Genomic DNA, 13,098 nt, shown 5'->3' with positions numbered 1-13,098 from the left:
CCAGTTGGTCATGCCCGTGACAAGTGCCCGGCGGGCGCGCTTAAATGCAACCGGCCAAACCGGCACGAGCTCTCGGATGTCCAGAATAGATCGACCTGATGTGATCCAATCCGATTTGGATGTTTTTCCTGGGAATAAGTTCGGAAATCCGGTTGGCGACTTGCGGTTAAGTGGCTCTAAAGGCTCAGAGCGGCGGGGGCTGCACCTGAGGGGGAGGGCAAAATGCAACTCGTCGTCGCGCTTTCGGGCGCGGTTGCTAGCGGCAAATCGACGGTCGCCAAAGCGATCTTGGAACAGTTTCTCGGAATGCGTCTTTCCACGCGCACTATGATCCTGGCCAGAACCGGCTGCGAGAGCGAGCGCGAAGCGCTGCAGGAAGCCGGCGACAGGCTCGATGTCGAAACCAACTTCCAATGGGTCGCCGACGATACGGCTGCCGCAGCGCGGGATGCCGCGGAAGACTCAGTTATCGTCGTGGATGGGGTCGTTGCTGGCCTCGGTGATTACAGCGCCGCCCCAGCTATGGCCGACCAGGATCACTGGCCCTTCCACCATGTTGAGTGCGCGACGGGTCGCGGCGACATCGTCAGCGAGCGAGCTGGTGGGGTTCTGTACGGCGATCACCGGAATGCCCTTCGCGGTGAGGAGGGGAATGACGCGTTGCCAGCTGGATCCATCGGCCCATGCGCCATGAACCAGGATCACCGTGGGGCCGGAAGGCGGGGTATCGACCATCTGAAATCAACTCCTGCGGGAGCCGGCGGCGCCGGCTTGCTTGCATCCACAGCTAGCGACGGCGGCCGGGCCCGAATTGTCGATTTCGAACTTGTTTTGGCGAGTTCTGCGCCATCCTGATAAGGGACCTGGCCTGTGGCATTGCCGAGGCTCCCGCTCGCCCCATTGCTTTGGCAAGCCCGCTGCTTCAGCCGTTGATCCCATCGGAATTGAAACGCCGCAGCAGGGCGGTGAGGTGGCCGATATCGGTTTCGCTCCAGCCTTCGAGCCTGTGGCGGAAGACCTCGCCCTTATAGGCGATGGCGGCTTGCATCCGCCGCGACCCTTCCTCGGTCAGGGAAAGGATCACGCTCCGCCTGTCCGCGGTGCCGGCACGGGATTCGACGAGACCGGCCTGCCTCAACTGCCCGACGAGGCGGCTGGTGGCGCTGCGGTCCATCGCCAGTGCATCAGCAACCTGACTTGCCTGTGCCGGGCCGAAGGCATGCAACCATTGGACGACGTGGAAGGCGGCTGGCTGCAAATCCGCGCCGAAGCTGTCCGACATCCGGGCCGTCACCGCGCGGGAGGCGCTCAGCAGCGCGTTGAGCTGCTCGCCGAGCAGGAGCCACGATGCGGGGACGGTATCCAGTCCCGCATCTGAAAATGGCGGCGTGGGCACCAGGGCGCTTTCCTTCTTCTGCATGAGAGATATGATGGATATATATCCAATATATTCCCCGAGGTACCATGTCCAGAAGCGCATCACCCATCATCGTCATGACCGGCGCGACCAGCGGCATAGGGCGGCTCGCTGCGATTGAACTGGCACGCAGAGGTGCGCATCTGGTGCTGATCGCCCGCTCCGAGCCGGCTGCCGCCGCAACGCGCAACGCCATAGAGGCGAGTGTACCGCAGGCGCGGATCGATGTTCACTTCGCCGATCTGGCGGACCTCGCATCCGTCACCACTGTCGGGCAGGCACTTGTCGCGCGCCATGAGCGGATCGACGTGCTGGTCAACAATGCGGGTATCCATGCCTTCTCGCCGCGGGCCACGGTCGATGGCCATGACGAGATGATGGCCGTCAATTATCTCGCGCCCTGGCTGCTCACCGACATCCTGCGTGAGACGCTGGTCCGTTCCGCCCCCTCGCGTATCGTTACAACGGCATCGGAGGCCTCCAGGCGCCATGGAACGCTCAGGCTCGACCAGGACATGTTCGTATCCGGGCATTTCTCCCGTCTCGGGTCTTCTGAAATCTATGGCCGCTCGAAACTGCTCGACATCATGTTCTCGCTCGAACTTGCCAGGCAGCTCGAGGGAACGGGCGTTGCCGTGAACTGCCTGGATCCCGGTTTCAACGTGACCGGTCTTGGCCGGGAGCTGAGCTTCGCACCGCTGCTCGAGCGGGTGCTGACCAGGCTCGGCATCGGTGATCCCGGCCGGGGTGCGGGCATTATTGTGCGTCTCGCCGACGATGCGGAATTCGCAGGCGTCACCGGCGGCTATTTCTCGGTGAAGGGAGCAAGGCCGCTCAGGCCCGTGCCGCCCGCGGACGACGAGGGCGCCCGGCTTGCCCTCTGGGAGATCACCCGCGAAGTCCTTGCCGACAGGCTGTAACCGCTGGCTGAGAACGGGGCGGCCCTGGTCCCCGGGGCTGTGCGGGGCCGAGTTTCAAACTCGATCCGTTGCCATCCGCCCCAACCCGAGAAGTGGCGGGAGCCCGGTCGGACGAGAGAGGGCGGCGGGGCGTCTGGACTCGATGGCGAAGCCGGTGCTGGAGGTCAATCCGCGGCATGCTCTTGTCGAGAAGCTCAGTGCGCTCGGAGGCGGGGATGAGGCTGTCCGCGCCGACGCGACGCATCTTCTGTTCGATGAAGCCCGTATCGCCGACGGTGAGCTGCCGGTCGATCCGCGCGCCTTTTCGGCACGTCTGATGCGTCTGATGGAGCGTGGTATCGGCTGACCGAATAATCGACGCGGAGCCAAGGAGGCTCCGCGCCAAAAGCGCTTAAGACTTGCTTGCGTCCTTGAACATATTTGCGAGCATCGCTGCCAGCGCTTCCTCTGCGCGTTCGCGTGTCACGTGATCCTTGGCGGCCATTTCCTGGCGTATCCACTCCGGTGTACGCGCGATTATGGCGGCGATCGCAGATTGAAGGTCTTCGCTCATTTCGAGGCCTGTTGCAGTGAACAAGCCCGATGAACAAGAACTTTTGACCCGAGTTCCATCTTCCGCGAGACCAGCGGCAGTCCTGTTGTGAATGGCAGATCGAAAGGGACAGGCCTCTGTTCAAAAAAATGACCAGCGATCCCGTCATTGATCTGTCGGTCGGCGAGCACGGCGGAGGCTGGCGCACGCACGCCGCCCCGGTCGCCCGAACGTGAGAGTGCATGTTTGTTGGAGCTTCGCGCTGAAGATCTGCGGTCGGCGCGATGCGCCGACGTTGTTGGGTCCGGCCGCGGCCAAGCGGGTGGGCGTCGCTGGCCTTTAGTGCCGCCGGGGCGTGCCGCAACCGGCTGCGCCGGTTCCTCTACTGCGTTTCGGCCTGTCGGTGCGGCCCACCTTCCCGGTGGGACTGCCGGTCCGCTCCTTGCTGCCCACCCCGCTCGCCGGAGCCGTGTGTGATTTCAGAAAGTAGCAAGGGGCTGGGTCGCTGTTCGGCGCCCGCTCTGTTTGCACGAACCTGAGCTAAATCATTGAGCCAGGTAACAATGGGCGAGAACTGCTTTTCCCGAGCAGGCTGCGCAGATTTTTCGTCCAGCGGAATGTTTCTGTGTCTGGACGATAGAGGACAGACGTGGATCCACTTGAATATTTGAGGTTGGTTCAGGCTAGCCAGTCCGTGACCAATACAGGGTCGAAACATCGGGCGTGCGGCGACCGGGTTCGATCGGCGTTTCGGTGAGATTCTGCAAGCGTCGCCCGGAATCAAATGGCGCTCGCTCTGTAATCGCAGCGAAGTAACCTATATCACAGCTCGACCCGAAATCAGGTGCTACATCGGGTCCGAGCTTCGGGGGCCATGGAGCGCGAAATGGTCAAGGAAGATGATATCGAGTATCTCAGCCGCAGGGTTGAAGAGGAGCGCGATAAGGCTGAGCACGCCCGCGATCCTTCCAGTTACCGCGTGCATACTGAGTTCGCTCGAGCTTATGAGCGTAAGCTGCAGGTGCTGATCGCTTCTCAGTCCAAACCGCAGCTTCGGAATGGCCATGCCATCCTCTAAGCGCGAAGAGCGGATGGATCAGCAAGCCGAAGAAGTGAAAATCGCGCAGACATTACGATGGATACGATTGCGCGATGAGGGACGTCGCGCAACGGCCGCGAAGCGTTCCTGGGCGATGCGTTTGCTGCCGCGGCGCTTCACGCGCCGGGGGAAGTGGTAGTAACGCAAACAGCCCCGGCTACCATCACACGCGCGCCAATGCCTTGGTTCGAACGGATAACACAGCACGTAGAAAGTGGGATTGGGTCGCCGCACCGGGGATTGCGGCCGATCTGCGAGAGGATGGAAACCGAAACGCTCCGGGAACATTCTTGCTACGAACTTTTCTTCGAGGACCATGGTGACGAACAAGGACCACGGCGAAGCCAACACTGCCCAGGAAGCGACCGGCGAGCCGGCCGGCAATCTCAAGGACCCCACGTCATACAGCCCGACAGGCAACAAGGGGCAGCATCACTGGAAGAGCTCAACGGTCGCTGAGCCGGGGCTCGACCAGCGAGGCACCGTCTTCTTCGCCGCGCTCCAGATGACGCGCATGCCTATGATCCTGACCGACCCCCGACAGGACGACAATCCGATCGTCTTCTCGAACAAGGCCTTTCTCGACCTGACCGGCTATGAGGAGGCCGAGGTGGTCGGGCGCAATTGTCGCTTTCTCCAGGGCGCCGACACCGACCGCGAGACGGTCCGAGAGTTGCGCGATGCGATCGCCGCCGAGGAAGCGATCTCAATCGAGATCCTCAACTATCGTCGCGACGGCTCGGCATTCTGGAACGCGGTGTTCGTGGCACCCGTCTATGATGCCGATGGCCAGCTGATCTATTTCTTCGCCAGCCAGCTCGACGTGACGCGCCGACGCTCGTCCGAGCAGGCCTTTCGACAGGCACAGAAGATGGAGGCGATCGGTCAGCTGACTGCGGGGCTCGCGCACGACTTCAACAACCTGCTCCAGGTCGTCGCCGGCAACCTCGACATGCTGCAGGGGGACGAACTTACCGACCGGCAGCACCGGCTGGTCGGCAATGCCGCGCGCGCCGCCGATCGCGGCTCCAGGCTGACCCGCCAGCTGCTTGCCTTTGCCCGCAAGACCCGCCTGGAACCCCGGCGTACCGACCTCAACACCCTGATCCACGAGTTCGGCGACCTGATCGATAATACCGTGGGCGCGCAGGTCCGCCTGGTCACCGCTCTGGAACGTCGACTGCCCGAGATCGACATCGATCCGACGCATCTGGAAATGGCCGTCCTCAACGTGCTCATCAACGCCCGCGACGCCATGCCCCAGGGCGGCAAGGTGACGATCGCAACCGAGCTGTGGAAGCTCAACGGTAATGCCGCCGCGCACCAGCTCCCGGAAGGCGACTATGTCGTGCTGGCGATCAGCGACGAGGGTGTTGGCATGAATGAGGAAGTTCGCCAGCGCGCGATCGAGCCATTCTTCACCACCAAGGGTAGCGAGCGCGGCACCGGACTCGGGCTCGCCATGGTGCACGGCTTTGTTCAGCAATCGCGAGGTCGCCTTGAGATCGACTCGGAGCTCGGCGGCGGCACCACTATCCGCATGTTGTTCCCCGTGGCGGGCACGGAGAGCATCGCCGCGCCCGCGCCGCGCGTCGACAGGGCCAGCACCGGCGGCAGCGAGACGATCCTGCTCGTGGAGGACAGCGACGATGTCCGTGCGCTCGCTCAGGAGCAACTGGAGGCGCTCGGCTATACCGTGCTGGTCGTATCGAGCGGTGAGGAGGCGCTGGCCCTGCTTGGCGACCGGCAGGTTGATCTCCTGTTTACCGATATCGTCATGCCGGGCGGGATGAGTGGCCTGGAGCTGGTCGAGCAATTCCATGCCCTGAGGCCCGAAACGCCGATCCTGATGACAACCGGCTATAACGAGGACCTGGTCGCCGACATTCCGCGCGGCAGCCGGCTCGACGTGATCGGAAAGCCCTATCGACGCCGGGAACTGGCGGACCGGATCCGGGTGGCGCTCGACCGCCATTCGACGGGCGAGCGTCCTGCCGAACAAGGCTTCGGTCCCAAGGAAGGCTGAGGTCTCCGGCTCGAATGGGGATACAGGCGGAACGTTTCGTATCAAGCGCGGCTTCTCAGCGCCGCGGGCGAGGCCGCAGCCATATGCGTCTGATCCGCCTCTTGGGCAGCAGCAAGATCTTGCTGGCCCACTGCTGGATTGCTGTAATATCAAGCAGATATCGGCTATCGGCGGTCGCCGTGGCCAGAGGGGGATAGCGAAATCGTGACATCTTCCAGCCTCGTCGGTGGCGGGCATACCGGCGACCTCATTCGCTCGATGGATTGGGGCTCCACGCCGCTTGGCTCCCTCGAAGTCTGGCCGAGCGAACTGCTGGCCCATGTCCAGATCGCCTTGGCGTCCCCGGTGCCCATGGCGCTCCTCTGGGGCCCGGAGGGCATCCTTCTCTACAACGATGGCTATGCGGAGGTGTGCGGGCCCCGGCATCCGGCGGCGCTCGGCGCCAAGTTGCTCGAAGTCTGGCCGGAGGCGCGCACGTTCAACGCGCGCGTGCTCGATGCCGGGATGCGGGGCGAGTCTCTCAGCTTTCACGCTCAAGAGCTGGAACTCTGGCGGCATGGTCGTCCTGAACAGGTCTGGATGGACCTTGAATATCTCCCCGTGCGCAACCGGTTGGGTCAACCGGTTGGAATGCTCGCGCTTGTGTTCGACATCACGCAGCGGATTCTCGCCGAGCGGCGGCTTGCGCGCAGCGAAGAGCTTTATCGCTTCCTCGATGAACTCAGCCAATCAGTGACACCGTTGCATGACGCGCAGCAGGTCCTCTCGGTTACCGTCCAAATGGTCGCCTCGCACCTGTCGGTGACGAACTGCGCCTATGCCGACATGGACGCCGATTCGGACGGCTTCACCATTCGCGGCAACTGGCACGCCGACGGCTCACCTTCGATCCTTGGCCATTACAGCCTTGCTGATTTTGGACGCCTGGCCGTGTCGGAACTGGGAGCCGGCAGGCCGCTGGTCATCAACGACAACCTCACCGAGATCGCGCCCGAGGAGGCCAGGACCTTCCAGGATATCGGCGTCGCGGCGACGGTCTGCATGCCGCTGGTCAAGAATGGCCGCCTGACCGCTCTGATGGCCATTCATGACAAGGTGCCGCGCCGCTGGAGCGACTACGAGCTGACAGTCATGCGCGAAGTGACGAGCCGATCCTGGGCGCATGTCGAGCGGGTCGCGGCGGAAGCCAATCTTCGCGCGAGCGAGGAGCAGCTTCGCCTGGCGCTGGATGCCGCTGAGATCGGGCAGTGGGACGTCGATATTGTCGCCGAAACCCTGTTCTGGCCGCCGCGGCTAAAAGCGATGTTCGGCATCTCGGCCGATGTCCCGATCTCGATGAAGGATTTCTACGCGGGTCTCCATCCGGACGACTTCGAGGCAACTGTCGCCGCCTATGCCGCCGCGGCCGATCCGGAGCGGCGCGCCGTATATGACGTCGAGTATCGCACGATCGGCAAGGAGGACGGTATCGTCCGCTGGGTCGCCGCCAAGGGACGTGGGGTGTTCGAGGCGGGGAAGTGTATCCGCATCATCGGCACTGCCATCGATATAACCGCGCGCAAACGGACCGAGCACGCCCTGCGCGAGCTGAACGAAACGCTGGAACAGCGTGTCGCGGAGGGCTTGGCAGAGCGCAAGCTGCTTGCCGACGTGGTTGAGAACACCACGGCAATCATCTTCGTCGCTGATCTCGATTATCGCTGGCTGGCGGTAAATCGCGCGGCCGCCCAAGCCTTTGAGGCGGTCTACGGCATTCGCCCCCGTGTCGGCGCCTCGATGCTCGATATGCTGGACGATCTCCCCGAGCACCGCGACCAGGTGCGGCGGACCTGGGGCCGGGCATTCGCCGGCGAGGAATTCACCATGGTCGAGGAATTTGGGGACCCTAATCGCGAGCGTCGCTTCTTCGAAATCACTTTCAACCCACTTCGCGACAGCTCGGGCCGGCAGATCGGCGCCTATCAGATCGTGCACGACGTCACCGAGCGCATTGCCGAGCAACGTCGTCTTGCCCAGGCGGAGGAGCAGCTACGCCAGGCACAAAAAGTCGAGGCGCTTGGCCAGCTGACAGGTGGCGTTGCCCACGACTTCAACAATCTCCTGACCCCCATTATCGGCTCGCTCGACTTGCTCAGCCGCAAGCAACTCGGCAATGAGCGCGAGCAACGGCTCGTGGCAGGCGCGCTTCAGTCGGCGGAGCGTGCCCGTACCCTGGTGCAGCGCCTGTTGGCCTTCGCGCGGCGGCAGCCACTCAAACCCACAGCGATCGACGTGGCAGCTCTTGTCGCCGGAATGGGGGATCTGGTCGCGAGCACGACGGGTCCGCAGATTCAGGTGCTGGTCGAGGCAGCGAACGGTCTGCCTGCGGCCCTGGCCGATTATAATCAGGTCGAGATGGCGCTGCTGAACCTGAGCGTGAACGCGCGCGATGCCATGCCCGACGGCGGCACGCTCCGCATCAGCGCCGCCGCGCGGGAAGTGCGCGACAAGGAACAGGGTGAATTGCGGCCGGGCCGGTACGTGATGATCTCGGTGACCGACAACGGGAGCGGCATGGATACGGAGACGCTGGCGCGCGCTGTTGAACCCTTCTTTTCGACCAAGGGCATCGGGAAGGGCACCGGTCTCGGGCTCTCTATGGTCCACGGCCTGGCGCAGCAACTGGGCGGTGGCATTCGCATCTCCAGCGCACCGGGGCTTGGCACCAATGTAGAGATCTGGCTTCCCGCCGCGGAAGATGGGGTGCTTCCAGCGCCCGTCGGCTCCAATGGCCTCCCGACTGGCCAAGGCCCCCGGGGCAAAGTCCTGCTCGTCGATGACGAGCAGGCGGTGCGAGCCAGCACCGCGCATATGCTTGAGGAGTGCGGCTTCGACGTGGTCGAAGCGGATTCGGCCCAGGCAGCCCTAGGCCGGCTTGAGGCCGGTCAGGAATTCGGAGTGCTCGTGACGGATCATCTCATGCCAGGCATGGACGGGACCCAGCTCGCCAGGGCTGTCCATGCGATCCGGCCCGGACTGCCGTGTCTCATCATCTCAGGTTATGCCGATGTCGAGGAGATCGCTCCCGACCTGCCTCGGCTGACCAAGCCGTTTCGCACGGGGGAGTTGCTTGAGGCGTTGACGGGGCTTGGACTTTGACGCGGCCATCCTGATCTTCGTCTGGCGCACACAGACCGGGGTAGCGCGATTGCGAACGCCAGAGCGGACCGATTGATGTCGAGATGCGTCGAACCCGATACTGGGCACGGCGTATTTTCCCGCTGGCCCAAGCGGCTTGCGAGCACTTGACCTAATCCTATGGCTGGTCAGGATGACAGCGCGACACGCGGCGCAGACGGTCAGGGGCGTGCCGGCCGTCCGTAGTGTTCAATGTCGTGAATCATTTTCGGCACGCAGATCGAAGGGACATTAGCAGGGAGTAGCGATGAAACAGATTGGCGGTGACGGATCGACTCTTTTTTCGCTGACATCGGTGGAATGGGAGAAACTGCGAGAGGAGATCGAAAACCATCGGATAAAGCCTCCCGTCTCGATGCATCCTGAGGGGCCCGCCGGCGGCCTGGCCCGCTTCCACTCGCTCGACGATGCCAAACTGGCGCTGCTCGCCGTCGTCTGACGCCGCCGAGTGGCTGCTGTTTTGATTCCTGATTTCCGGACGCTGATCGCGAGCGCTATTGCCGGATATCCTCTCCGAAAGTTGCGTTGAGGCCCGGAACTCCAAAACGGCAATGCAGTTTGGCACGGACCGGGCCGATGCAGGCGGCAGTGCCTGCATCGGTGCGGACCAGTCGTGTCAGGGGGCGGTCCGATCTGGGTACTCAGAAGTGCTCGGGCTGTCTGTCGTGGCTCGATCCAGACGCTGGCTCTCAGCTCGAGACCCGCTGGCGGTAGCCGGCTAGTATCAGTGACGCCGTCGCCTTGGCGCTGGCTACGACTCCCGGTATCCCGGCGCCCGGATGCGTGCCAGCACCCACGAAATAGAGGTTCGAGAAATGGTCGTCGCGATTATGGGCGCGAAAATAGGCGCTCTGCGTCAATAATGGTTCGAGGCTGAAGGCATTGCCCAGATGGGCGCCGAGATCGGTCGCGAAGTCCGCCGGGCTGTAGTGGAAGATAGTCGCAATCCGTTTCCGCAGATCGGGAATGAGCGTTTGCTCGATCCGGTCGAGCACGGTTTCCCGATAAGACGTGCCGAAGGTCTTCCAACCGGATCCGCCTTGCCGAGGTTCGGAACTGGCGCGAGAGCGTAGAGCGTCGAGCAACCCGGAGGGGCCAGCGAGGCGTCCGTTGCGCTGGGATGGTGCAAATAGAGCGACGGGTCGCCGGGCACACGTCCGCGATTGTAGATGTCGTCCAGAAGGGAGCGCAGGTCTTAGAAAGATGCGATTGATATCGAAATTCGAAATCACCGACTATATTTCTATGTACCCCCAAATTTACCTACAATATTATCAGCAGGTATGGATTTGAGTTCTCGTCAGTCTTGCTTGCTACATTGCGCAGCTCAATCTTCATATCTCCAACAATACTTCATGTCCACCACTGATTGCTATAATCTGACGGCGTTCGTTCGAGTGTTGGAATGCTACAAGCTTCGATCACCTCATGTGCGCGCGCCTAGAAATCCGCTTCGACAACCAAGCTTATCGACCGTCGGTAGCCGAGGCGTCGGGATACTGCGGTCGATAGAGTTCGGCAGGCGACTTCCAGCCTCGCAGGAAATCTAGGGGGTCTTGGCTTCCGAGGAGCGCGCGAGCGAGCCCGAGCCGCTCGAGCACGAGCGCCTTCTCATCGCCGCTAAGTCGGGATGCTTGATCCTCGGCCGAGGAGAAGAACCTCTCAATCTCCATGACCCGACACCATTGTTCGATGACGTTAGCCAGAGCCACCCGACTGTCCTCGAAAGACTTCGCCGTGCGCCGCCGATCGTCCTCGCGCCGCCACCGTTCCTGTTCCTCGGCCCAGGCTTGGCGTCGCACCTCAGCTTGGTGCGCCGCTTCCGCCTCTTTGGCGGCCAATGCACGAGCCTGACCGGACACCGCCTTGACGATAGTGTCAACGGACAGGCCGGCGGCTTCGCCCTTGCCCTCTTTCCAGCCCTTCGACCAATCGACAGAGGCATTGGGAGAATAGGCAATTACGCGCAGCCGGCCCGATGGGAGATCCTTGGTTGTGCTCCAATTGTCGCGGCGCGTGCGCGTCATGCGTGCGGCGAGCTCCGGTGTATCCCGGACAAACGCGCCGTTCACATAGCGTACGGTGACGTTCTCAGTCATCTCGTGCACCACCAGCCCGACCTTCACGTCACCCACCTGGACGATGGTGGGCCGATCAGGCCGCCACGGTGCCGGATAGGGATCGTAATGTTGTCCATTGCCGCTGGCTTCCCGCTCATCGATCGACGGCCGTCGGGAGCTCGATCCAGATGCCAACGCGACGCGGTGCCCGGCCTCCTCGAAGGCGGTGTACAAAGCGTTCGCAAGCAACAACGCGCGATCGAGCTGTTCTGGCGACGCGGATACGTCCGGGAGGGCGCGCTTGAACGGCCGAAGAAGGCCGTTTTCCCCCATCGGGCGGCTGTTGAGAAACAGGCCTTTGACGCCGCTGACAAGCGGATGAACCTTCGGCATCGATCTGTCAGGTGCCGTCGGTACGCTACGCGACTTTCGGACGGCTGGTCGCGGCTTGGGAACCGACATTGCGTCGTTGGGCCATACCAGAGGGTCTCCGTCAGCAGCCTCCGGCAAGGGCGGGGCCGGATCTGCTTTGCCAAGCTCGAGTTTGGTCCAGTGGCCGCGGCCCGGTCGTGGTACGTTCAGCATATCGCAGACCCGCGCCATATAGCTGCCCGATACGCCGAAGCGCGCTGAGACCTTTGTCATCGGCTCTGCCCACACCAGCTCATATAATTTGTCGCGCGAGACCATGTGCACTCCGTTCGTTCCGACGGGGCTATGGCAATGGCAGACGGCAATCGAAACCTACTTGGATGCTCCTTGCAATGTTGGAACATTAAGGGAACATATATCGACTCCAGTGAAAGGAGTATCGAGATGCTTATCCTCAGCGATGGCTTTCTGCTTGGCCTAGCGTCACTCATCACGGCCGTGGCAGGCCTGGTATGGGCCGCTCGCCGCAAACCTTGAAATCACGACGGACTGGAGGCGGCGAAAATCATATGGGACTCGCATTCAGGTCAGTGAGCGTTCATCTTTGATTTAGATCGAGAATGGAGCAGCGGTCGATCGTGGGCTCCGTGCCACGGTTCGATGAGCGTCGGGCGATCAAAGCCCAGCCCTTGCGCAATTGGGGCCCAGTTCCGCGTTGGCACCAACGATCGCCAAACCAGCACCTTGCACGGCGACAACGATCGGTGCTCGAATCGGCGCCTCAGCGGAACGACGCGATGAACGTTACTGTACGCTCATCAAATTTGAAAAATCTCGTAATCGGCGATCTCGGCGCAAAGCAGAGCGCGAGAGGTTACCGAATCCTCCGCTACTATGGCGATCTACGACACACACAATTGAACTTTCACAAGGAATTCAGTGCACTAGGTTCAGGTCGCCGCAGGCCAGCGGCCAAGATGATTGCCGAACCATGTTTTCCGGCGATAGTCCGTGACCTAGCTCGGCTGCTCCCTACTGGAAGTACAGGATGTCGAACTTGCCGTCGCGCATTCCGCCAATCACCGCGGTCAGCTGCCTGCTATCATATTGAACCTTGTAGGTCTCGATCAGCCCTTGCGGCGTCTGCTGCGATGCAGACAAAGTCACGGAACGAATAGGGCCAAGCTGCGCCAGCATGGTGGCCATCCCACTAAGCTGCTGCTGGCATGCCGTGAGCAGGGCGGGGCCCATCATCTCCGCATCGCATTGATTTTTAGCCGACTTTTCAAGCGCGCGCTGTAGCTGCCCTGCATATTGCCCCTGTGACTGGGCGATCGCTGGCACTGCAGCGAATGTCATGAGCATAATGGCGACACGAATGGATCTGGTCATAGATTGCCCCCGTAATCGATGGGGTACTATTAGCACGATATTTGCCGAGTCACAACGATTGGTCTAGTATTCAAAGGAGATTGGGGGCGTGTTATGCCAATAT

The 13,098-nt window shown here is 62.1% G+C and carries 11 protein-coding genes and 1 pseudogene; 6 read left to right on the top strand and 6 right to left on the bottom strand.

Annotated features, from left to right (window positions below):
- Nucleotides 1-462: 462 nt before the first annotated feature.
- A complete protein-coding gene (locus HNP52_RS00245; RefSeq protein ID WP_184160828.1) occupies nt 463-735 on the bottom strand; it encodes an alpha/beta fold hydrolase in 273 nt (90 codons plus the stop codon).
- A 187-nt stretch (nt 736-922) separates the two neighbouring features.
- Nucleotides 923-1,420: a MarR family winged helix-turn-helix transcriptional regulator gene (locus HNP52_RS00240; protein WP_184160825.1), complete on the bottom strand. Its 498-nt coding sequence runs from the start codon at nt 1,418-1,420 to the stop codon at nt 923-925.
- Nucleotides 1,421-1,464: 44 nt separating this feature from the next.
- On the opposite strand from HNP52_RS00240, the gene HNP52_RS00235 reads away from it, so the two are divergent.
- Nucleotides 1,465-2,337 carry an SDR family NAD(P)-dependent oxidoreductase gene (locus HNP52_RS00235; RefSeq protein ID WP_184160822.1) on the top strand — a complete coding sequence of 291 codons (873 nt, stop codon included), beginning with the start codon at nt 1,465-1,467 and terminating at the stop codon, nt 2,335-2,337.
- Between the two features lie 142 nt (nt 2,338-2,479).
- Nucleotides 2,480-2,683 carry a hypothetical protein gene (locus HNP52_RS00230; RefSeq protein ID WP_184160819.1) on the top strand — a complete coding sequence of 68 codons (204 nt, stop codon included), beginning with the start codon at nt 2,480-2,482 and terminating at the stop codon, nt 2,681-2,683.
- 45 nt (nt 2,684-2,728) lie between these two features.
- Here the strand turns inward: HNP52_RS00230 and HNP52_RS00225 are convergent, their stop codons facing one another.
- On the bottom strand, nt 2,729-2,890 hold the full coding sequence (locus HNP52_RS00225; RefSeq protein WP_184160816.1) for a DUF6771 family protein: 162 nt from the start codon (nt 2,888-2,890) through the stop codon (nt 2,729-2,731).
- 865 nt (nt 2,891-3,755) lie between these two features.
- On the opposite strand from HNP52_RS00225, the gene HNP52_RS00220 reads away from it, so the two are divergent.
- The 4 genes from HNP52_RS00220 (at nt 3,756) to HNP52_RS00205 (ending at nt 9,610) form a co-directional block, all read left to right on the top strand.
- Complete coding sequence (locus HNP52_RS00220; RefSeq protein WP_184160813.1) at nt 3,756-3,947, top strand: hypothetical protein; 192 nt, start codon at nt 3,756-3,758, stop codon at nt 3,945-3,947.
- Nucleotides 3,948-4,287: 340 nt separating this feature from the next.
- On the top strand, nt 4,288-5,994 hold the full coding sequence (locus HNP52_RS00215) for a histidine kinase famiy protein (protein WP_311768369.1): 1,707 nt from the start codon (nt 4,288-4,290) through the stop codon (nt 5,992-5,994).
- 204 nt (nt 5,995-6,198) lie between these two features.
- The gene (locus HNP52_RS00210; RefSeq protein WP_221416061.1) at nt 6,199-9,132 is read left to right on the top strand and encodes a PAS domain-containing protein; all 2,934 of its coding nucleotides are present in this window, start codon (nt 6,199-6,201) and stop codon (nt 9,130-9,132) included.
- A 286-nt stretch (nt 9,133-9,418) separates the two neighbouring features.
- Complete coding sequence (locus HNP52_RS00205) at nt 9,419-9,610, top strand: hypothetical protein (protein WP_184160808.1); 192 nt, start codon at nt 9,419-9,421, stop codon at nt 9,608-9,610.
- Nucleotides 9,611-9,860: 250 nt separating this feature from the next.
- Here the strand turns inward: HNP52_RS00205 and HNP52_RS00200 are convergent.
- The 3 genes and pseudogenes from HNP52_RS00200 to HNP52_RS00190 form a co-directional block, all read right to left on the bottom strand.
- Nucleotides 9,861-10,354, bottom strand: a pseudogene (locus HNP52_RS00200) (phytoene desaturase); the annotation flags it as partial.
- Nucleotides 10,355-10,637: 283 nt separating this feature from the next.
- The gene (locus tag HNP52_RS00195) at nt 10,638-11,921 is read right to left on the bottom strand and encodes a hypothetical protein (RefSeq protein ID WP_184160805.1); all 1,284 of its coding nucleotides are present in this window, start codon (nt 11,919-11,921) and stop codon (nt 10,638-10,640) included.
- A gap of 714 nt (nt 11,922-12,635) precedes the next feature.
- Entirely contained in the window at nt 12,636-12,995 is a 360-nt protein-coding gene (locus HNP52_RS00190; RefSeq protein ID WP_184160802.1) for a hypothetical protein, read from the bottom strand.
- Nucleotides 12,996-13,098 lie beyond the last annotated feature (103 nt).

Source organism: Sphingomonas kyeonggiensis (genome assembly GCF_014204495.1).
GTDB lineage: Bacteria > Pseudomonadota > Alphaproteobacteria > Sphingomonadales > Sphingomonadaceae > Sphingomonas > Sphingomonas kyeonggiensis_A.
This window is presented reverse-complemented; position numbering and strand designations above follow the sequence as displayed.